18 protein-coding genes are annotated in these 21,707 nt (G+C 29.8%); 11 read left to right on the top strand and 7 right to left on the bottom strand.

The annotated features are described in order from the left end of the window. Positions 1-327 precede the first annotated feature (327 nt). Entirely contained in the window at positions 328-1,593 is a 1,266-nt protein-coding gene (locus KVH43_RS00215) for a uracil-xanthine permease family protein (RefSeq protein ID WP_218282999.1), read from the top strand. Positions 1,594-1,632: 39 nt separating this feature from the next. Here KVH43_RS00215 and KVH43_RS00210 read toward each other — a convergent pair whose 3' ends face one another. Beyond that, positions 1,633-2,256, bottom strand: coding sequence for a metal-dependent hydrolase (locus KVH43_RS00210; RefSeq protein WP_218282998.1), 624 nt, complete (start codon positions 2,254-2,256; stop codon positions 1,633-1,635). Positions 2,257-2,451: 195 nt separating this feature from the next. Here KVH43_RS00210 and KVH43_RS00205 point away from each other — a divergent pair, with 195 nt between their 5' ends. Then, complete coding sequence (locus KVH43_RS00205; RefSeq protein ID WP_218282997.1) at positions 2,452-2,949, top strand: dUTP diphosphatase; 498 nt, start codon at positions 2,452-2,454, stop codon at positions 2,947-2,949. A 33-nt stretch (positions 2,950-2,982) separates the two neighbouring features. Here the strand turns inward: KVH43_RS00205 and KVH43_RS00200 are convergent, their stop codons facing one another. From KVH43_RS00200 to KVH43_RS00175, 6 genes are all read right to left on the bottom strand, one after another. Next, positions 2,983-3,984: a hypothetical protein gene (locus KVH43_RS00200; protein WP_218282996.1), complete on the bottom strand. Its 1,002-nt coding sequence runs from the start codon at positions 3,982-3,984 to the stop codon at positions 2,983-2,985. A gap of 11 nt (positions 3,985-3,995) precedes the next feature. Beyond that, entirely contained in the window at positions 3,996-4,613 is a 618-nt protein-coding gene (locus KVH43_RS00195) for a metallophosphoesterase family protein (RefSeq protein WP_218282995.1), read from the bottom strand. A 65-nt stretch (positions 4,614-4,678) separates the two neighbouring features. Then, a complete protein-coding gene (locus KVH43_RS00190; protein ID WP_218282994.1) occupies positions 4,679-6,379 on the bottom strand; it encodes an ABC-ATPase domain-containing protein in 1,701 nt (566 codons plus the stop codon). 192 nt (positions 6,380-6,571) lie between these two features. Further along, positions 6,572-7,408, bottom strand: coding sequence for an MSCRAMM family protein (locus tag KVH43_RS00185; protein ID WP_218282993.1), 837 nt, complete (start codon positions 7,406-7,408; stop codon positions 6,572-6,574). Between the two features lie 72 nt (positions 7,409-7,480). Beyond that, positions 7,481-8,356, bottom strand: coding sequence for an MSCRAMM family protein (locus KVH43_RS00180; RefSeq protein ID WP_218282992.1), 876 nt, complete (start codon positions 8,354-8,356; stop codon positions 7,481-7,483). A gap of 14 nt (positions 8,357-8,370) precedes the next feature. Next, the gene (locus tag KVH43_RS00175; protein ID WP_218282991.1) at positions 8,371-9,231 is read right to left on the bottom strand and encodes a carboxypeptidase-like regulatory domain-containing protein; all 861 of its coding nucleotides are present in this window, start codon (positions 9,229-9,231) and stop codon (positions 8,371-8,373) included. A 199-nt stretch (positions 9,232-9,430) separates the two neighbouring features. On the opposite strand from KVH43_RS00175, the gene KVH43_RS00170 reads away from it, so the two are divergent. The 9 genes from KVH43_RS00170 (at position 9,431) to KVH43_RS00130 (ending at position 21,702) form a co-directional block, all read left to right on the top strand. After that, positions 9,431-10,465 carry a LacI family DNA-binding transcriptional regulator gene (locus KVH43_RS00170; RefSeq protein ID WP_476695945.1) on the top strand — a complete coding sequence of 345 codons (1,035 nt, stop codon included), beginning with the start codon at positions 9,431-9,433 and terminating at the stop codon, positions 10,463-10,465. A 100-nt stretch (positions 10,466-10,565) separates the two neighbouring features. Continuing rightward, positions 10,566-11,234, top strand: a complete 669-nt coding sequence (gene deoC / locus KVH43_RS00165) for a deoxyribose-phosphate aldolase (protein WP_218282989.1) — start codon at positions 10,566-10,568, stop codon at positions 11,232-11,234. 52 nt (positions 11,235-11,286) lie between these two features. Beyond that, positions 11,287-12,612 carry a pyrimidine-nucleoside phosphorylase gene (locus tag KVH43_RS00160; protein WP_218282988.1) on the top strand — a complete coding sequence of 442 codons (1,326 nt, stop codon included), beginning with the start codon at positions 11,287-11,289 and terminating at the stop codon, positions 12,610-12,612. A 248-nt stretch (positions 12,613-12,860) separates the two neighbouring features. Continuing rightward, positions 12,861-14,174 carry a hypothetical protein gene (locus KVH43_RS00155; RefSeq protein ID WP_218282987.1) on the top strand — a complete coding sequence of 438 codons (1,314 nt, stop codon included), beginning with the start codon at positions 12,861-12,863 and terminating at the stop codon, positions 14,172-14,174. A gap of 331 nt (positions 14,175-14,505) precedes the next feature. Beyond that, positions 14,506-15,312 (top strand): adenosylmethionine decarboxylase, encoded by an 807-nt coding sequence (gene speD / locus KVH43_RS00150; protein ID WP_218284031.1) that lies wholly within the window; start codon positions 14,506-14,508, stop codon positions 15,310-15,312. A gap of 156 nt (positions 15,313-15,468) precedes the next feature. After that, positions 15,469-17,772: an ATP-dependent Clp protease ATP-binding subunit gene (locus KVH43_RS00145; protein WP_218282986.1), complete on the top strand. Its 2,304-nt coding sequence runs from the start codon at positions 15,469-15,471 to the stop codon at positions 17,770-17,772. 381 nt (positions 17,773-18,153) lie between these two features. Further along, entirely contained in the window at positions 18,154-18,903 is a 750-nt protein-coding gene (locus tag KVH43_RS00140; protein WP_218284030.1) for a DeoR/GlpR family DNA-binding transcription regulator, read from the top strand. Then, positions 18,903-19,814: a 1-phosphofructokinase gene (gene pfkB, locus KVH43_RS00135; RefSeq protein ID WP_218282985.1), complete on the top strand. Its 912-nt coding sequence runs from the start codon at positions 18,903-18,905 to the stop codon at positions 19,812-19,814. Before KVH43_RS00140 ends, pfkB begins: the two co-directional genes overlap by 1 nt. A 16-nt stretch (positions 19,815-19,830) precedes the next feature. Beyond that, on the top strand, positions 19,831-21,702 hold the full coding sequence (locus KVH43_RS00130) for a PTS fructose transporter subunit IIABC (RefSeq protein WP_218282984.1): 1,872 nt from the start codon (positions 19,831-19,833) through the stop codon (positions 21,700-21,702). Positions 21,703-21,707 lie beyond the last annotated feature (5 nt).

The following is a 21,707-nucleotide window of genomic DNA, read 5'->3' as shown; positions in this document are numbered from 1 at the left end:
GTAATAGGTTGTTAATGAAAAAAACAATAGTGTTGTTTTGTGTTCATAAAATGTATAGATGTTTTAAAAATTTATATTGCATAAAGCAAGAAAAGATGCTATAATTACGTAGAATTTAAAAGGGATCTTTAATTCAGTCCAGAGAGGCTGGCAAGATAGATATAGAAAATACTTATGTATTTTTGTATATGAGTAGAGCTTCTTGCCAGTAGGCAAGAAGTTTTTTATATGTAATTAAAAAATGTTGCCTTTTAATTCGGTCCAGAGAGGCTGAGAAGGGAGAAATGTGATACTTTCTCCTTAAAAAATCAAAAGGAGGTTTTTTTTATGTCAGAAAATATAATAACGAAATCTAATGTGAAGGAAGGAAAGGCTACAGTAGGACTAGCATCAGTAAAAAAAGTAATATTAGCACTTCAACATTTAGTTGCTATGTTTGGAGCAACGGTGTTAGTTCCTATATTAACAGGACTTGACACATCGGTAGCATTAGTAGCAGCAGGAGTGGGAACATTGTTATTCCATCTAGTAACAAAAGGAAAAGTTCCTGTATTTTTAGGATCATCATTTGCATTCATACCTGTTATTTTGACTGTTAAAGAAATGTATCATGGGGACCTGACCTATGTACAAGGTGGAATTATTATAGCAGGATTACTATATGTAATGATGTCTTTTATCATAAAAAAAATAGGTGTTGATAAAATAAAAAGATTTTTACCAGCTCAAGTAGTAGGGCCAATGATTATAGTAATTGGTTTAAATCTTGTACCTGTAGCTTATAATATGGCAAAAAACAATTTTGTTGTTGCAGCAACTACTCTTTTTGTAGCATTGATGATTACATTAAAAGGAAAGGGATTTTCGAAGCAATTAGCTATTTTGATAGGTGTAATAGTAGGATATTTAGTTTCTATGAAAATAGGAATTGTTGATGTGAGTGAGGTAAAAGAAATACCTATTCTAGCAATGCCAAATTTTACATTTCCTAAATTTGAAGCAGGGGCTATTGCCATTATTGCACCAGTAGTTCTTGCAGTTTTTATGGAGCATATAGGTGATATTACGACTAATGGTCAAGTAGTAGGGCAGAATTTTATTGAAGATCCAGGTTTGAATCGCACTCTTTTAGGAGATGGACTTGCAACATTATTTGCAGGGTTTATAGGAGGGCCAGCAAATACTACTTATGGGGAGAATACAGGTGTTCTTGCAATTACAAAAAATTATGATCCTTCTATATTAAGACTTGCAGCTGTATTTGCAGTAATATTAGGATTTGTTGCTAAAATAGGTGGTTTTTTAAGAACTATTCCAGTACCGGTAATGGGTGGAATTAGCTTGATGCTTTTTAGTATGATTGCATTAATTGGTATAAAAACAATCAAAAATGAGAAGGTAGCATTTGATATTAAAAATATTATTGTTATGGCTGTTATTTTAATATTAGGACTAGGTGCTCCTTATATTGAAAGCTATACAGGTATAGCTATTGCAATACCTATAACAGAATCTGTTAAAATATCAGGTTTAAGTCTTGCAGCAATAGTAGGGGTAGTATTGAATGGAGTACTAAATGGAATAAAGGAATAAATGATGAAAGACCACTTTTCTTTTTCGAAAAGTGGTTTTTTAATAGATGTAGTTAAACATATTATGTATAAAATTAATAGAAAAGTTATTTTGCATATAAAAGTTTACGATTAAATAGATCAAGAAAATGCAAATAAATGGTTCTGCCATATTGCTAGAAGAAATAGTTAATATAAATCGATATTTTTTATTACTGAAAGGATAAAAAAGCTCAATGCCTGCGATTGTCATAAAGTCTCCTACTAGATGGGAGATAAGACCAATTGTAAAAGATAAAATCATTGATAGTGGAAGGGTGTTTTTCAGAACAAAAAAAGCAATAGAAGAAATTGCACCTATTCCTAAAATACTGTGGGTAAAGCTTCTATGCTGAGATAAGCCAATCATAATTAATAATATCGCTAAGGCAAAAGTTAAACGATTATCAAGGCCATATTGATAAAGTAAAAAACCTCCAATGCCACAGTAAAATAATACTTTTCCAGCTCTATTCTTCATAGGCAGAATTTTTTGATTAATTTTTGCTTTTGGATGATCCATATCAGGAATCAAAGAACCTATTAAAGCTGCTGTAGTTGTAGCGATTGTTGGTTCATAGCCTAATTTTGGAAGTAAATATAAACTAGCTACAGAACCAAATAGCATGTGTGTTTTACCAGTCATATAATGAAACCATCCTTTTTAAAGTAATAAAAACGTATGTTCTGATATATTATAGCATACTTATTGGAACTTGTGTTCTAATTTATAAAATATACTTTACAAAGAGCAATAAATGAGATAATATTATAGAAGTTGCTATTATATAGTACCTAGTACTAATACCAACGTATAATGCAGTAAAAAGGAGAGTTATTTATGGATTTAAATCAGCTTTTTAAAGTACAAGAGATTATTGAAAATAATATTAAACAGTTTACAGATATAAAAGAGGATACACTTGGAAAAGAGAATGTTTTTGATTTGCGATTTTTAGCTCTTCAAGTTAAAACTGGTGAGATTGCCAATCTTACAAAATGCTATAAATATTTTAAAGTAAAAGAAAATATTCCAAAGGAAAAGCTAATGATTAGATATATAGATGCTTTAAAATTTTTACTTTCTATTGGAAATGTACATCATTTCAATGTTATAAATGGTGAAGCAATCAATTCAATAGAAAAGGAGAATAGCATTATAAAGCTTTTTTCATATATTTTTGATGATATAAAAGATTTAAAACATGCTATATTGCAAGATGATTATGTGTTGTCTTTATCGATTTATGTGCGTTTATTTGCAAGGTTTATAAATCTTGGGGAGCTTTTAGGCTTTTCCTTTCAAGAAGTTTATAATTATTATGTAGAACAAGCTTAAAAGCTAAAGCCATTCCTCTTAAGAGGAATGGCTTTAGTATCTTGTAGTTAAAATCTTTTTTTCCAATGCAAATAATTCTTCTAATGAATTCTTTTCTAGCTTTGAAATTATATGATTTCTATATAGTTTGCTTAAAGATATTTTATCTTTTTTTTCTCGATTTTTCAAATCGCTCCAATGAATTTTTCTTCTTTTATGATAAAGATCTAAATCAACAATTCTTGTATCATCTTCTAGATATTCTAAGCCTAAAAGTATTTTTTTTATGTATTGAGGATCATAGAATGTAAAAAATCTGATTCTATAAACGCCAACAGAATAAAATATGGTAGCTGCATCTGTTCCCCAGGATTCTCCGAGGATCAAACCAAGCTCTAAGCTTTCCATTATATGAATAAGTCTTTTATAGTGAAGGGCATATTCTCCGTAGCTATCATATATTTTAATATGCAGCTCATACCAATCTTTGTTATCTAATCCAATATTCAAATATTTTAAATCATGAATGTTTAAATCTTTTATTAGAGTAGAATAATTTTTATGAATAAATAAAGAATTTTCATATATAGATGAAAGACTTATTGGAGTGTTTAGAGAATTTTTTGTGAAGGCAATAACTGTACCTTTGTTATTTTTCTCTAGTATTTCATCAAAAGTTCCTATTTGAGCATTATAATCTTTTTTTAATTCGTTTATTACCTTTTCTATATCTCCAAAGTATCTCATCATAATGATTCTTGGGGCAATTCTCAAGCAGGATATCAAATTATATTTTTTATTATTTAGAATATGACTTAGAACGACTTCAATTTCACATTTTACTACTAAGATATCTTTTATATCTGTTAGATAAATGGTTTCTTTCATTTTATCTGTTAATAGTATAACAATATTATCTTCATTAGATTTTTCAAAGGCTGTATCTATATTACATTGAAAAGCGTTAAAATGATTTTTAAAATATTCGATTGCTTCATGAATACAGCTGCTTTCTAAAATGAAAATTTTTGGACCACTTCTTACAATAGAAAACATAGCATCCCCCCTTAAAATCCGATTCTAAACCTGCCCAATCTACTGTCATCTGTGCCATAAGGATAGGGTAAAGTAAATAGTTTTTTACTTTCTAGTAGAATAATATTTATGCTTAAAATTCCATTAAGATATATTTTTTCATCTTCAATTTTACTGTTTATAGTAAGATCATGTCCAAATAAGTTATATTGTGTTGTAGAATTTTTTATTTCATTAGGAAAATGACTAATTTTTATTTCTATATCTTCAATATTAATTATACCACTTTTTTCTATAATATGACTTCTTTTTGTTATATTATTAACAACTTTTTTGTTATCATGATTGCCTAGGGCTAAGTAGATATTTTTAGCAGAAGAATTTTCTAGAATTTCAATAATACGATTTACTTTTTTTATATAATCGTCTAATCGATAAGGGTATATTTCAAGCTTTATATTATCAACTAAATCTCCCGTATGAACAATATATGTAGGCTTTAATTTTGATAGTAAATAATTTAATACAGAAAAAAAGTTTGATGGGGTATCTGATATATGTAGCAGTATTTTTTCATTGCTGTTAAATAGTTCTTCAGGAATATAGACGCTGCCAATTAAATAGTAAAAAAGCTTTTTAAAATTTATCACTTTGATTCATCCTTTATATATAGCATTGCTTTAATATTAGACAATAAAAAATGCTAAGTTTATTTTTACTTTACCTTAAGGGTACGCAGGCGATTGATTGCTGCAGATAATTCAAATTTTCGAGGGAGTGCTAAGTTACCAGGATGCTTTCCAATATATGGAGAAATTATTTCTAGTCCATTTTTTTCTATTTCTTCATATAAGCTTTCAATAAGAATTGAAAGGGGGACTGCATGATTTTGTAATTTTTTTGACAAATATTTTATCATAAGGGCAATAGCACGTGTCTGACTAGGGTCTACTAATTGTTCTACAAATGACAGATCAATATGATTTGTTCCGTAGATAATTGTATGAAGTCCTTTTGCATCCACTTTTTCTTTTTTTCCTTTATAAGCATTAAAGCTTTGCTTTTGAATGATGCGGTGGGTAAGTTTTCCAAATATATTTCCACCTTCTGTTTTCCTTATATTTTTAAACCTCTTGGAAATGTCTTTTCCTTTTTCTGTTACATCGATAGGAAGATACTCATTCATCATAATTATGTAATCTGCAATATCAAAATAATCTCCAGAACCACCAATTACTAAGATAGTAGAAACATTGTGATCTTTATATAACTGTCTTGCTTTATCAATAAAAGGGGTGATGGGTTCTTTCTCTTTTCCGACTAATTCTTGCATACGACCATCACGAATCATAAAATTTGTAGCACTAGTATCTTCATCAATGAGTAAAACTTTACTGCCTATTTCTAAAGCTTCGATAATATTAGCGGCTTGAGAGGTGCTTCCACTAGCATTTTCTGTAGAAAATCTTGTAGTATCTTTATTTAATGGAAGATTATTTATAAAAGGAGATATATTTACCTTTTCAATACTTCTTCCATCTTCTGCTCTTATCTTAAAGGCAGTATAATTAGTTATTACATATTCTCTTCCATCACCGAGTATATGATTATAAATTCCTCGCTCAATTGCTTTTAATAGAGTACTTTTTCCATGATAACCTCCTCCCACAATAAGGGTTATTCCTTCTGGAATTGCCATGCCCTTTATTGGTTTACTGTGAGGAATTGGAATTTCAATTTCTAAAGACGCTGGAGATACAAAAGGAATAACTCTATCATGATTAAGTGGTTTGTTGCTTATCCCACTTTTTCTTGGTAAAATAGAACCATTTGCTATAAAGCAAATATATTTGTTTTTATATAAAAATTCTCTAATAGCTTGTTGTTTATCTGTTAGTAATAGGTGTTTAATTAGTTGTTCTTTATCGTATTCAAAAACAGCTTTTTTAATTAAACTAGGAATATCATCACAAAGAAGCTTTATAGCTTGATTTCCCAAAATAGTTCTACCCCTTGCTGGAAGACCAACGGACAAACGAAATTCTACTTTTTGATGATCTACTTTTACAGCAGTTCTTTTTAGAATTTCTTGACCTGGTGCATCTATGAGGATCAATCCACTCTTTCCAGAACCACTTTTATTTGTACTATAAGCTTGAATTCTTTTGGCTACTTCTCTAGCAAAAAAATCTTCAAAGGCAATTTTTCTATATTTTGTTTTATAAAGTTCTTCTTCAAATTTTACTATATCCTTTGAAAATTCAACTCTTATACGAGATGGACTGGCAAAAGGGTCTGCTTGGACATGATCAATATGAAGAAGAAAATCATTTCCTTTATATTTACCTTGAATCTCTTTATAGGCTTTATAGCCTTTTTTATCTATTTGCTTTAGTTTTTTTCTCAAACCTTCCAAATGAAATCCTCCCTTGAAGTTGTTTATCTATGTTATTATATCAAAATAGATATTATAAAAAAAAAGAAATGAATAAGCATTATCAAAAATGTGTTTACTTTTTCTTCGTTTATTTAGATCTAAACGCTAATTATTCAATATAATAAGTAATTTTGTTTTTTTATGCAATACACCCGTATTTTAAAATGAAAATTATAGCTTGGCTTTTACTATATAATTGTCAAAAGGAATGTTTGTAAAGCAGTATATTCCTTCTTCATCACATATAGTATGTGCAATAGGAATGAATTTATTGTCATTATCAACTTTATATAATATTACTAAAGCATTTGGGATTGGAATATCATTATCATTTTTAATCTGACCTGTTATTTTAGTTTTTATATCTTTTTTATTAAGCTTTATGTTGATATCGAAAATTTTATCTGTCTGTTTAATTTCAATGAATTCATTATGGATTTCAAAGTTTGGATTGTTTATAAATATTTCATATATATTTTTTGGTATATCTGAAAAAACAAATTGCCCATAAATATTTGTAGTAGTAGCCTTGTATACTTTTTTTTCATTGTTGCAGGTATTCTTTAAAAGATATACAGTAATATCTTTTAAAGGGTTGTTGTTATTATCTACTAAGTGACCTGAAATGAAGGCATATTTAGACATAGGTGATTTTTTTAAATAGATGTTAAAGTTTATCATTCTTGAACATATTTCTATGAAATCACTTATTTTAGTTTTATAGCCTGATTTTTCTGTAATGATTTTCACTTTTGTATTCAATTTTACTTCAAAGTAAGCATAAAAACCTTCTTTAGAACTATATACGGAGCCTATTTTTTCATCATTTTCATCAAAGAAACTTATTAGTGCACCTTCTATGGGGCATTCATTGAAAGTTAAGATATTTCCATATATAAGTGCGTTATCATAGTAAGCATTTTTTTTTAGGTTTAGATTGAGTACTACTTCAGGATGTTCGTCTGTAATACCACCAATTTTTGATTGACCTAATATATATTGATCCATACAAATAACCTCACATATATTTTATAGGGAATGGGTATATAATTTTTTATATACCCATTTATAAACAGTTTGTTATTGTTCTGTTTTGTTTGCTTTAATTTTATAATTCCCTTCAGGTATTTGCTCAAATAGATATAGACCTTGTGAATTTGTCCAAGTAGTTCTGATTGGATTTAATGTTTCTTTTCCTTCTTCATCTGTAATCACTTCAAATAGGATTACATAAGCATTTGCAATTGGTAGACCATTTTTATTCTTTATAATACCATTGATAGTTCCCTTTCTTCCTACAGGATCTACAGGCATATTTAGGATTATATTTCTAACTTGACTTGGACCATCTATAATAAATGATGTGCTAGTGTTTGTATAGCCTAATAATGAACTAGTAACTTGATACATTCCTTGTGCAACATCAAAGAAGGCATATTGACCATATTGATTTGTATGGGTTGTTTTTATTAATGTTGGATTAGATTCATTATTATCATATAACCTTACAGTAGCTCCTTCAAGTGGTTCTCCACTCATATTTAATACTTCACCAGCGACTAGACTATTTGTTGAACCTGGGTCAACAGTCAGCACAAAGTCTCTTTCTATTTGTTGAGATGCTTGCATTGTAAATGGAGTGCCTTGTTTTAAATCATAATGATCTTTAGATGCAAATATTAGATATTGATTGTTTGCTGCTACTTCAGCTATAGTATATTGTCCAGAATCATCAGTAATCGTATGGTATTTTGGATTAAAATCTGTATCTGTTATTTTTATAGTGACATTTGGTATTCCATCTCCATTGACATCTAAAGCTTTACCAAAGACGGTACCAGAATCACTAAAAATATTATCTTCAAGTTCTAAGTCTATACGAATTTCTTGACCTAAATCTACTATAGAACCAGTTTGAGATTGCCCTAATTTATAAAGATCTTTATTTTCAGCCATAATATCACCTCACCTTATTGTTCTTTATTTGCTTTTACAATATATTTACCTTGCGGAACATCTCCAAATAGGTATGCTCCACCAGATATTGTTCTTGTATACCTTATTGGAGTTAATGTTGGATTTTCAGGATCACCAGTAACTTCATATAATATAACTACTGCACCTATTACAGGATTGCCATCATCATCTTTAATGACACCGTTGATAGTTCCTTGAGAGGTAGTAGGAGATATTTCCATAGTTCCAGTAAGATTTATTATTGAGCCAGGTTGAGTTACTTGAATTTCAATCATAGTAGGATGGTATCCTTGCTTTGTTGCTCTTCCAATATAACTTCCTAGTTCTACCTTAGTAAAAGCACATTGACCATATTCATTAGTAGTAGTTACAGCATATGGTATTTCTTCACCAGCAACAATTTTTGATATAGAAGCGGTTACACCTTCTAATGGATTTCCTAACTCATCATATATATGAGCTGTAATAGTAGATAATTCTGCATTTGGATCAGGGTGTATTGTAGCGTTTATAGTTATTGTTTGGCCAGCAACTATTGAAAAAGAGGTTGTATCATTAAGAAGATAACCAGTTTTAATCATGCTAAATCTAAGCTCAGATGCAGGAACGATATCAGATATATTGTAAAAGCCTGTATCATCTGTTAGGGTATGATATAGTGGGTTGTTGTTGTTATCTAAAATTTTAACTAAAACTCCTGAAACGGGATTGCCATCAGGATCAGTAATTGTTCCTGTAATAGATCCAGTATTTAAAAAGGGGTCTACATCTAAGTTTATGTCTAATCTAATTTCTTCACCAACGTTTTCTAGATTACCTTGTTTGGATTGTCCAAGTTTGTATAAATCACTCATTTATTTGTTTACCTCCTTTTTGGTTTTATGCTAGCTTTGACTAGTACATATTATGAATACATAAAAAAAAGTGTTACAGCAAAATGTTATAAAATACAGCTATAGATATTTTCGATTGAAATTTATTGAAATTTAATTTATAATGAATATGAAATCGGTAACATATTTTATGGTGTTGCATAGAATACGGAGGAACAAAATGCCTGTTACAATTAATGATATTGCTAAGGAAGCAGGAGTATCTCGTGCAACTGTATCAAGAGTTTTAAATGATTCAGGTTATGTAAAGTACGAAACGAGACAGAAGGTTTTAAAAGCAATAAAGGAATTAAATTATACGCCTAGTGCTATTGCAAGAAGCTTATCTACAAAAAAAACTAACACCATAGGGGTAATCGTTCCTGAGATCAATGACCCGTTCTTTGGAGAAGTGATAAAGGGAATCAGTGAAGTAGCAGATGAATATAATTTAAATATTATTTTATTTAATACAGATGATAATGTAGAAAAGGAATTAAAAGCTCTTGAACTTTTAAAAGAGCAGAGAATTCAAGGAATTATAATTACACCTACTTTTACTGAAGATGAATTAAATAGTGAATATTTAAAAACTCTAGAAAATTTTGGAATACCTATTATTTTAATAGACGGACATGTAAAATATACAAGCTTTAGTGGAGTTTTTATTGACCATATAAAGGGTGCTTATGATGGAACAGAGGCACTAATTAAAGCTGGACATAAAAAAATTGCTATAATTAATGGGCATATGAAATCAAGACCTGCAAAAGAAAGATTTATTGGATATAAAAAAGCATTATCTATGTATAATATTCCTTTAGAGGAAAGATATATTTTTTATGGAGAATATAAATATGAAAATGCTTATAATATAACAAATGAAATATTAAAAATGAAAGATCCACCTACTGCTATTTTTGTAAGCAGCAATATGATGATTTTAGGATGTATAAAAGCACTTTATGAAAATAAAATTAATGTTCCAAAGGATATAGCAATTATAGGATTTGATAAATTGGAAGTATTGAACATTATAGGGATGAATATTAGTTTTATTAATGGTCCAACTTTAGAACTAGGAAGAACAGGAATGAAAATGCTTATAGATAGTCTAAATGATAAAAAAAAGAAAGAGATCAGAAGAGTGATTCTTTTGCCAGAGATTGTATTAAAAGGTTCAGAAAAATATGTTGAAAAAAATAGATGTGAATGATATCATTCACATCTTGAGTTACAAAGATATGTAACCGATCACATGTTTTTAATAAAAAGGTATAAAAATTTAAATAATAAAATAAAAGGAGAGGATACAAATGAAAATACAAGAATATATTGATCACACGCTATTAAAGCCACAAGCTACAGAAGAACAAATAAAAAAAGTTTGTGCTGAAGCAAGAAAATATGGATTTGCTTCAGTATGTGTAAATGCATACTATACTTCATTAGTAAGAAAAGAGTTAGAAGGGACAAATGTAAAAACATGTGTTGTTGTAGGTTTTCCACTAGGGGCTACAACTAAAGAAGTAAAAGCATTTGAAACAAAACAAGCAATTGAAAATGGTGCACAAGAGGTAGATATGGTTATTAATATTGGTGCATTAAAGAACCAAAAATATGATGTAGTAAAAGAAGATATAGAGGCAGTGGTAAATGCAGCAAAAGGGAAAGCTTTTGTGAAGGTTATTATAGAAACTTGTCTTTTAAATAATGAAGAAAAAATAAAGGCATGCGAAATTTCAAAGGAAGCTGGAGCTGATTTTGTAAAAACTTCAACAGGTTTTTCAACAGGTGGAGCGACAGTAGAAGATATAGCATTGATGAGAAAAACAGTAGGGCCTGATTTAGGTGTTAAAGCTTCTGGGGGTGTAAGAACAAGAGAAGATGCAGATGCAGTAATAAAGGCAGGAGCTAATCGTATAGGAGCTAGTGCTTCTATTGCTATTGTTGAAGGAAAGAAAGATGAAAATGCTGGATATTAATATCTAGCATTTAAGGATAAGGAAAACATTTGCAAAATATGAGGTGATTATAATGAGAATGTATGATTTGATTATGAAAAAAAGAAATGGAGAAGAGTTGACAACAGAAGAAATCAATTATTTTATACAAGAATATACAAAAGGAGAGATTCCTGATTATCAGGTTTCAGCATTAATGATGGCTATTTATTTTCAAAAGATGAATAAACGAGAAACGGCTGATTTGACAAAGGCAATGGTAGATAGTGGAGAGATAATCGATTTATCAGCTATCGAAGGAGTAAAGGTTGATAAGCATAGTACAGGTGGTGTAGGGGATACGACTACATTGATATTAGGTCCTATTGTAGCGGCAGCTGGAGCACCTGTTGCAAAAATGTCAGGTAGAGGGCTTGGACATACTGGAGGAACTATTGATAAATTAGAGTCATTTGAAGGCTTTTCGGTAGATATGTCTGTTGAAAGGTTTATACAAAATGTAAACGAAAAGAAAATTGCTATAGGTGGACAAACTGCTAATTTAGCACCAGCAGATAAAAAGCTATATGCTCTTAGAGATGTAACTGCAACAGTAGACAATATGTCTTTAATTGCAAGCAGTATTATGAGTAAAAAGATAGCATCAGGAGCAGATGCTATTGTTCTTGATGTAAAGACAGGTAGCGGTGCTTTTATGAAGAACGAAGATGATGCTTTTGCTTTAGCCAAAGAAATGGTCGATATAGGAACACATATTGGTAGAAATACAATTGCAGTAATAACAGATATGGATCAGCCTTTAGGGTTTGCTGTTGGAAATGCACTAGAAGTGAAAGAGGCTATTGATACTTTGAAAGGGAAAGGACCTAAAGACCTTACAGAATTGTGTTTAACTTTAGGAGCACACATGCTTGTTTTAGGAGAAAAAGCCAATACTGTTGAAGAGGCAAGAAGGGTACTTGAAGAGATTATTGCATCAGGAAAAGGTATAAATAAGCTTAAAGAGCTTGTGAAAGCACAAGGGGGAAATGAAGAGTTTGTTGAGAACCCATCATTATTTCCTACTGCAAGTATTGTAGAGCCTGTACTAGCTAATGAAGAAGGCTATGTAAAAGGAATAAAGGCTGATGATATAGGAAGAGCAGCTTTAGTGCTTGGTGCAGGTCGTGAAACAAAGGAAAGTGAAATAGATTTATCTGTAGGAATTGTTCTTCACAAAAAAATTGGAGATTTTGTAAAAAAAGGAGAAAAAGTAGCTACTATTCATGCAAATAGTGTAGAAAAACAAAAAATAGCTACAGATATGATTTTAGATGCTTATACAATAGTCAAAGAGAAGATTGAAGCGAAAACTTTAATCAAGGGAATTGTTACTAAGGATGGGATAAATAGATTTTAATGTAACTAGTAGTAGGTTTATAAAAAAAGAATTTTCTTGAATAAAAATAGAAAACACCCAAATATCAAATTTAAAAATCCAGTAGAAAATATCTTATTGATATCTACTGGATTTGCTATATAACGTTTTTGGTTAATTTAGCAAATTTTATAATTTGTAAGCGTTGATTTTACTAAATATTTTGAATATAAAAATGGATTTCATCCCACAGTGTCGAATATATTAAGAGACTTTAGGGGGTGTTCATTATGAAAAAAAATATTTGTATAATAATTATTCTTTTATTGATGGGTGTTATTATATATTGTTTAATTGGTACTAAAGTATTTAATGGCAATAGTAACCAAATTGTTACAAAAGATGAAATTTCAACTAATTTTGTAAAGAAAGCTTCTTTGTTTAAAAATAATTTCAATGTAAATCAAGATAGACAATTACAATCGTTTTATTCGTTGGAATATACAAAAGAATATGAGGATTTAGCAAAAAAAAATTATCAAAAAGCTATTTGTGTTAAAGATAAATATCCTGAAATTAAATATGTCTTTGATTTAATAGAAGATAAATTAGAAAGGGCAGACTTAGAATTTAAAAAAGGCAATAATTATCTTGTTATAAGCAATTATGATGCAATTAATGAATTGTCAAATTATGCTTTGAATTATGACAAACTAAAAAAAGGAGTTGTTACACCTGATGTATTATATACTATAGCTAAAAAAAATTATGATGTATTAAGAAGTAAACTATATAATGTAAAAAAAGAAATTATTAATATAGAACTAAATAACTTGACAAAAAATAATTTTTTCGACATATTTGCTCTAGAGTATACTATTAGTAATAGTATAGACTCATTACCAGAGTATAACTTTATGGAAAAACATTCTAGAGAATGTAATAAACAATCATTTGAAGATGTAATGGTAATAAATAGTAGATATGGCTCTGATATGTTAGATTATAAATTTATTAAGAATGAATTATCAAAAATAATATTAGAAGATAAAGAAAATAATCGTATAGATATACAAAAAATTATTGATTACAATAAAAAATTATATACGGAACTGCAAAAAAAAGAAACACAAATTATTAAATTTAAAATTAAGCCAGAAGACTCTCTAATGTTTAATTCATTCAAGTATAGCATGAAAGGAAGTTTGATAAAGGCAAAAAAATCTAGAAATGCAGGATTTAATCTTTTATGCACATACCATTTATTATACACTAGTTTATATTATGAAGAAATCAAAGAAATTTTAGATTTTGATAAAGATTATATTGATAGTGTATATCTACTAGAAAGACTTTACTCAGAAAAAAATAAGTTGCATAGTAAATTGTTATGTTATAATGAAAAGCACTTTGATTGTAAATGGATTAATGATAGATTTATTGATGCCTGTTCTCGAACCTATAATTTATTAAACGAAGTTAAAATTAATAAAAATGATCCTGAATTAGCTACTTTTTTAAGATGTTACCTTTCTCAAAACTATATGTTTATGAAAGTTGCAGATAGATTGTTAAGTTACTATGAAATAATTTCAAAAGAATAAAAAGCATACCATTTTACAAGAAATCATAAATTAATTGAATATAAATAACAAAATCAGACACTTAAATCCTTGAAGAATTTTGCTTAGTCAAACTTGTAAACTGATCTAGAAAAATATACAGAGAAAAGGTGTGTTAAAAATTAACATAAATAAATATTTTTTATCTATTGAAAAAGTATTTGCTTTTAGGGTATTATAGTATATGATGCATTAATTTATAGAGTATAAAAATTATGATGTTTTTTGCGGTTTTGTATTGACATTACAGTGATACAAGATATAATTTTTCTTAGAATTTAAATAGAAATGAGGAATAATATTGGCAAAAAATATTACAAACAAGATAAAATTATATGGCTTTAATAATCTAACGAAATCACTAAGCTTTAATATTTATGATATTTGTTATACAAAAACAGAAGAAGATCAAAAAAGATATATTGAATATATTGATGAACAGTATAATTCTGAAAGATTAACAAAAATATTGACGGATGTTACAGAAATTATAGGAGCAAGTGTATTAAATGTTGCAAAACAAGACTATGATCCTCAAGGAGCAAGTGTAACATTATTGATTTCAGAAGAAGAAGTTCCTCTATATGTGTTAGATCCATCTTGTAATAGGGGAATCATAACACCTATTCGTGAAAATATTGTTGGACATTTAGACAAAAGTCATGTAACTGTGCATACTTATCCTGAAAGTCATCCGCAAAATGATATTAGTACCTTTAGGGTAGATATTGATGTTGCTACATGTGGTCAAATTTCTCCGCTGAAGGCTTTGAATTATTTAATAGACAGCTTTGATTCGGATATTATTACCATAGACTATAGAGTGAGAGGCTTTACAAGAGATATAGATGGTAAAAAGCATTTTATAGATCATGATATCAATTCTATACAAGATTTTATTGCTGAAGAAACTATAAAAAGATACAGTTTAATTGATATGAATATTTATCAATCAAATATATTTCATACAAAGATGAAGTTAAAGGATTTTAAGTTGGATAATTATTTGTTTGAAAAAAATGAAGAAGATTTAAGTATAGAAGAAAAAGAAGAGATTATTAAGAAATTAGATAGAGAAATGACAGAAATATTCTATGGAATTAATCTTCCAAAGGCTTAAGCTTTATATGAAAGGAATTTTCATGAGTTTAGAGAAGTATTCTCTAGACTCATTTTTAATTTTTAGTGAATGTGGTATACTGTAATTATAGCCATTTTATCATGTAATGGCTGATAGAACTTTGACTTTTACAACATAAATATGGAGATGATATATATGAAGATGTGTTCTATATGCAAGAAAAATATAGCTATTGTATTTACATCACAAATTGAAAATGGCAAAAATGAAATAAAAGGTTTATGTATAGAATGTGCAAAAAAAATGGGAATTCCTGTTGTAGATCAATTGATGCAGCAAGCTGGAATGAGCCAAGAAGATATTGAAAATTTAGCTGAACAAATGAAAGATATGTTTCAAGATATGGATATGGAAGGCTTAGAGGATGATAATTTCTTTGCAAACCTTACAGAAGGTGCATTTCCATTCATGAAGGAAGTTGACAATGAAGAAGATGAAGTTGAAAAGGAAGTACCTTCTGCTCGTGTTAAGGAAGATATAAAGAATGATGGGAAAAATAAAAAATCAAGAAAAAAGAAGAAATTCTTAGAGAAATATGGAATAAATCTAACAGAAAAGGCTAAGAACAATGAAGTAGATAAGATTATCGGGAGAAATAGAGAGATCGATCGTGTAGTACAAATATTAAATAGAAGAACAAAAAACAATCCGATACTAATTGGAGAGCCAGGAGTTGGAAAAACTGCTATTGCAGAGGGGTTAGCAGTTAGAATTGTCAATAGACAAGTTCCAGCAAAATTATTCAAACATGAAGTATATCTTTTAGATTTAACAGCTGTTGTGGCAGGAACACAATTTAGGGGACAGTTTGAAGGACGAATGAAATCTATCATAAAAGAAGCAACAGAATGTGGAAATGTCATTTTAGTCATTGATGAAGTTCATAATATTATGGGTGCAGGAGAGGTGCATGGTGGTGTTATGAATGCAGCAAACATTCTAAAACCAGCTCTTGCACGAGGAGATATACAGGTGATTGGTGCAACAACTCTTGAAGAATATCGAAAGCATATAGAAAAGGATGCAGCTCTTGAAAGAAGATTTCAGCCTATTTTAGTAGAAGAGCCGACAATTGATGAGACTATAGAAATACTAGAAGGAATAAAAGAATATTATGAAGATTATCACAAAATAAAAATATCAAAAGAAGCAATTGAAGCTGCTGTAAATTTGTCAGAAAAGTATATTACAGACCGTTTTCTGCCAGATAAAGCTATAGATGTAATTGATGAAGCTGGTTCACGTGCAAATCTAAATAATCAAGGACTTATAGAAATAGAATCTTTAAAAGAAGAACTTCATAAAATAAAAGAAGAAAAAGAGAAAGCAGCTGTAAATAATGATTTTGAAAAAGCAGCTAAATGTAAGATGGAAGAGTTTAAAGTAGAAGAGAAAATTAATAAAATAAAAGAGCGTTGTCAGTCAGAAATTACTATAGAAGATATTGCTTCTGTTATTGAAGCTTGGACAAAAATTCCAGTACAAAGGATTACAGAAGAAGAAGCAAAGAAGCTATTAAACCTAGAAGATAGATTGCATAGAAGAGTTATAGGCCAGCATGAAGCTGTATCTAGCTTAGCCAAAGCGATACGCCGTAATCGTTCAGGATTCAGAAAAAAGAAAAAGCCTGCTTCATTTATTTTTGTAGGACCTACTGGGGTAGGAAAAACAGAGCTTGTAAAGACACTTGCCTTTGAGCTTTTTGGAAGTGAAGAAGCAATGATTCGTATTGATATGTCTGAATATATGGAAAAACATACGGTTTCTAAATTAATTGGAGCCCCTCCTGGATATGTGGGCTATGATCAGGGAGGTCAACTTACTGAGAAGGTAAGAAGAAAGCCATATTCAGTGATTCTTTTAGATGAAATAGAAAAGGCTCATGCAGATGTATTTAATATGCTTTTGCAAATTCTTGAAGATGGAAGATTGACAGATAGTCAGGGAAGAACAGTATTTTTTGAAAATACAGTTATTGTGATGACCTCTAATGCAGGTACAAATTTTAAATCAAATAATATTGGTTTTGCAAAAAGTGAGTATAGTGCTTTAGAAACTCGAGTAAAGGATGCTTTAAAGGAAATATTCAGACCAGAATTTTTAAATAGAGTAGATGAAACAATTATATTTACGCATTTATCAAAGGATGAACTAAGAAAGATTATAGAATTAATGCTTCAAGAGGTAATGGAAGAAGCAAAAGAAAAAAATATTAGCATAAAAATTTCTGATGAAGTAAAAGATTTCATTTTAGAAAAGGGATATGACAAAAAGTATGGAGCAAGACCGTTAAGAAGAACTATACAAAAATATATAGAAGATGAAATTGCTGAAAAATATCTTTTAGGAGAAATTAAAGAAAATGCTAATATAAAAATAGACTTAGAGGATGGAGAAATAGTAATAAAGTCTACAAATAAAAATATACTAGACAAATAGAAAAATAAAAATCAGTCCAGATTACAATTTTGGACTGATTTTTTATTTTTCAAAAAATCTTGTAAATCCTGTATGTATAAATATATTAAAAATTATTATATATACACATAATAATTTTATATACAGATAAAGCTATTATGAAAGGATTGAGGGATTTAATGAAAAAAGGAATAATTTGTATAATACTTTTATGTTTGTTGGTCATGATAAAAGCGCGTGTGATAGACGGTATTTTTTGTTATGAAAATTATATTGTGTGATTGTATTTGAATGATTGTGATTGAATAAAGTGTATTCGTGAAATATTTTGAAAGAAAATGATTGATTTTTGATCGGCTTTGATTTATAATGAGCATATGAAGGGGTTAAGAGGTGATAAGCTTGCTGACAGAAAGAAGACATGAAATTATATTAGAAATTTTAAAACAAAAAGGATCAGTGAGAATTAATGAGCTTGTAGAAGCTACAAGTACATCAGAATCTACTATAAGACGAGATCTTACTTTTTTAGAAAGTGTAAATGCATTAAAGAGAGTACATGGAGGAGCTACTTTACTAAAAGGGAGATTTAATGAACCTAGCTATGGTGAGAAGCAAGATCAATACGTTCAAGAAAAAACAATGATTGCTAGATATGCGGCATCTTTAATAGAAGATGGGGATTGTGTGTATTTAGATGCTGGAACTACAACATTTAAAATGATTCAGTTTTTAAATAAAAAAGATATTATTGTGGTTACAAATGGATTAAAGCATATTGATATGTTAGTGGAAAAGGATATCAATGCCTATATCGTTGGTGGGAAAGTAAAATCACGAACAAAGGCTGTTATAGGGACAGATGCGTTGAAAAATATCGAAAAGTTTAGATTTGATAAATGCTTTATGGGAATGAATGGCATACATCTAGACTATGGATTTACTACTCCAGATTCTGAAGAGGCGATTCTTAAGGATACAGCGATAAACCTTTCTAGAGAAGCTTTTGTGCTAGCAGATGAAAGCAAGTTTGGAGAAGTAGCTTTTGTAAAGGTTGCGGACCTAAAAAAAGCAGTCATTATTACAAACTGTGAGGTTGAAGATTATGATAAATATAGGAACAAGACTAGAATAAAGGTTGTGACAGAATAATGATATATACAGTAACATTAAATCCATCAATAGATTATGTAGTAAAAGTTGAAGATTTTCGATTAGGAACAGTAAATAGAGTAAATGCAGATTATAAATATCCTGGTGGAAAAGGGATTAATGTGTCAAGGGTTTTGAAAAATATGGGCATAAAAAGTAAAGCACTTGGCTTTATAGGAGGGTTTACAGGGGAGTATATAAAAAAATATTTAGAAGCTGAAGGGATTGAAACGGATTTTATAACTGTAAAAGGAGATACAAGAATAAATATAAAGCTTAAAGCAGACGAAGAAACTGAAATAAATGGAGCTGGGCCTGATATTACAGAAGAAAATATCAATGTATTATTTGAAAAGATAAGTAAATTAACAAGCAAGGATTATCTTGTACTTGCAGGAAATGTTCAAAAAAGCTTATCAAGAGATATTTATTCAAAGCTTCAAGAAAAATGTATCAACAATGATGTAAAAGTAGTTGTAGATACAACAGGAGAATCGTTGATAGTTACTTTAAAATATAATCCCTTTTTAATAAAACCAAATAAAGAGGAGCTAGGAGAAATATTTGGCGTTGAAATGAATACACAAGAAGAAATTATTTTATATGCAAAAAAGCTTAGAGAGATGGGTGCGCAAAATGTAATCATTTCAATGGCAGGAGAGGGAGCTTTGCTTGTATGTAAAAGCGGTGTATATCATGGGTCTGTACCAAAGGGAGTTGTAAAAAATTCTGTGGGTGCAGGAGACTCCTTGATTGCAGGATTTATTGCTAGTTATTCACAGAACTTAGATATAGAGAAAGCTTTTAAAATGGGAATAGCTTCCGGCAGTGCTACAGCTTTTTCACTTGATCTATGTAAAAGAGAGGATGTTGAAAAATTACTAGATCAAGTAAAAATAAATAAAATTTAAATAAAGGAGGACAAACATGAGAATAACAGATATTTTAAAGAAAGATACAATTATTCTTAATTTAAAGGCTACGACAAAACAAGAAGTAATCGATGAATTAGTAAATAAGCTAGATAGAGCAGGAAGATTAAATGATAAAGAAGCATTTAAAAAAGCAATTTTAAAAAGGGAAGAGGATGCTTCAACAGGTGTAGGTGATGGGATTGCTATTCCTCATGCAAAGACTAGCGCAGTGAAGATTCCAGCTTTAGCTTTTGGATATTCTAAAAAGGGTATAGAGTATGATTCATTAGATGGAAAGCCAGTGCATATTTTTTTCATGATTGCTGGTAGTGAGAATGCAAATGCTGAGCATTTAGAAACATTATCTAGGTTATCTGTAATGCTTATGAACGAAGATTTTAGAGAAAAAATTATGAATGTAAAGAGTGAAGAAGAATTGTTAAATATGATAGAGACCCAAGAAAAATTAAAAACCGAAGATCAAAATAAGAAAACAAATGATACTAAAGGATTAATTTTAGCAGTAACAGCTTGTCCAACAGGGATTGCACATACTTATATGGCTGCAGATGCTCTAAAAAATAAAGCACAAAAAATGGGTGTAGAAATAAAAGTAGAAACAAATGGTGCTACAGGAGTTAAAAATAGATTAACCGATGAAGAGATAAAAAAAGCTACAGCTATTATTGTTGCTGCAGATAAACAAGTAGACATGGCAAGATTTGAAGGAAAAAAAGTTATTCAAGTTCCAGTAGCACAAGGAATCAAAAATGCTGAAGAACTTATTATGAAAGGACTAAATGGAGATGCAATGATTTATCATCATAAGGGAAATATAGCATCTGATACCCTTGACAAAAAGGAAAGACGTGGTTTTTATAAACATTTGATGAATGGGGTTTCAAATATGCTTCCATTTGTAGTAGGTGGAGGAATATTAATTGCTATATCTTTCTTTTTCGGAATAAAAGCATTTGATCCAAATGATCCATCTTTTCATCCCTTTGCAAAGCTATTAATGGATATAGGTAAAGGAAGTGCATTTTTCTTAATGGTACCTATTCTTGCAGGATTTATTGGTATGAGTATAGCAGATAGACCAGGCTTTGCACCAGCTATGGTAGGAGGACTCATTGCAGCAAATAATGGAGCAGGATTTTTAGGAGGACTAATTGCGGGCTTCTTAGGCGGATATATTGTTTTATTTTTAAAGAAAGCGTTTACTAAGTTGCCAGAGTCATTAGAAGGAATTAAGCCGGTATTATTATATCCTTTATTTGGAATATTTATTACAGGAGCTATTATGTTACTCGTTGTTGTAAATCCTGTTAAAGGCTTGAATTTAGGGTTGCAAAACTGGTTAAATGGTATGGGAACAGCTAATAAAGTATTATTAGGATTAATATTAGGTGGTATGATGGCTGTAGATATGGGTGGACCTATTAATAAGGCTGCGTTTACTTTTGGTATAGCAATGATTGATGCTGGAAATTTTGCACCTCATGCCGCAGTTATGGCAGGTGGAATGGTGCCACCACTTGGAATAGCTATTGCAACAACATTATTTAGAAATAAATTTACAAAGGGTGAAAGAGAAGCAGGAAAGACTTGTTATATTATGGGAGCATCATTTATTACTGAGGGAGCTATTCCTTTTGCAGCAGCAGATCCAGGTAGAGTAATTCCATCTATTATTGTAGGATCATCAGTGGCAGGTGCCCTTTCTATGATATTTAATATAGGACTTCCAGCACCGCATGGTGGAGCTTTTGTTATTCCAATCGTCAAAGGAAATCCAGGCTTATATATAGCAGCGATTCTAATAGGAGCTTTGATAACAGCATTGATGCTTGGATTCTTAAAAAAACCAATAAATAATAATTAATTCTT

The organism is Crassaminicella indica, from assembly GCF_019203185.1.
Taxonomy (GTDB): domain Bacteria; phylum Bacillota; class Clostridia; order Peptostreptococcales; family Thermotaleaceae; genus Crassaminicella; species Crassaminicella indica.
The sequence above is the reverse complement of the archived record's forward strand: the minus strand, read 5'-3'. Positions and strand labels throughout refer to the sequence as shown.

Bases quoted from the DNA above. Each gene is read 5' to 3' on its own strand.
- KVH43_RS00175 (WP_218282991.1), bottom strand. From the start codon at position 9,231: ATGAGTGATTTATACAAACTTGGACAATCCAAACAAGGTAATCTAGAA.
- KVH43_RS00180 (WP_218282992.1), bottom strand. From the start codon at position 8,356: ATGGCTGAAAATAAAGATCTTTATAAATTAGGGCAATCTCAAACTGGT.
- KVH43_RS00205 (WP_218282997.1), top strand. From the start codon at position 2,452: ATGGATTTAAATCAGCTTTTTAAAGTACAAGAGATTATTGAAAATAAT.
- KVH43_RS00145 (WP_218282986.1), top strand. From the start codon at position 15,469: ATGAAGATGTGTTCTATATGCAAGAAAAATATAGCTATTGTATTTACA.
- KVH43_RS00200 (WP_218282996.1), bottom strand. From the start codon at position 3,984: ATGTTTTCTATTGTAAGAAGTGGTCCAAAAATTTTCATTTTAGAAAGC.
- KVH43_RS00170 (WP_476695945.1), top strand. From the start codon at position 9,431: ATGCCTGTTACAATTAATGATATTGCTAAGGAAGCAGGAGTATCTCGT.
- KVH43_RS00155 (WP_218282987.1), top strand. From the start codon at position 12,861: ATGAAAAAAAATATTTGTATAATAATTATTCTTTTATTGATGGGTGTT.
- KVH43_RS00215 (WP_218282999.1), top strand. From the start codon at position 328: ATGTCAGAAAATATAATAACGAAATCTAATGTGAAGGAAGGAAAGGCT.
- KVH43_RS00160 (WP_218282988.1), top strand. From the start codon at position 11,287: ATGAGAATGTATGATTTGATTATGAAAAAAAGAAATGGAGAAGAGTTG.
- KVH43_RS00130 (WP_218282984.1), top strand. From the start codon at position 19,831: ATGAGAATAACAGATATTTTAAAGAAAGATACAATTATTCTTAATTTA.
- KVH43_RS00210 (WP_218282998.1), bottom strand. From the start codon at position 2,256: ATGACTGGTAAAACACACATGCTATTTGGTTCTGTAGCTAGTTTATAT.
- deoC (WP_218282989.1), top strand. From the start codon at position 10,566: ATGAAAATACAAGAATATATTGATCACACGCTATTAAAGCCACAAGCT.
- pfkB (WP_218282985.1), top strand. From the start codon at position 18,903: ATGATATATACAGTAACATTAAATCCATCAATAGATTATGTAGTAAAA.
- KVH43_RS00185 (WP_218282993.1), bottom strand. From the start codon at position 7,408: ATGGATCAATATATATTAGGTCAATCAAAAATTGGTGGTATTACAGAC.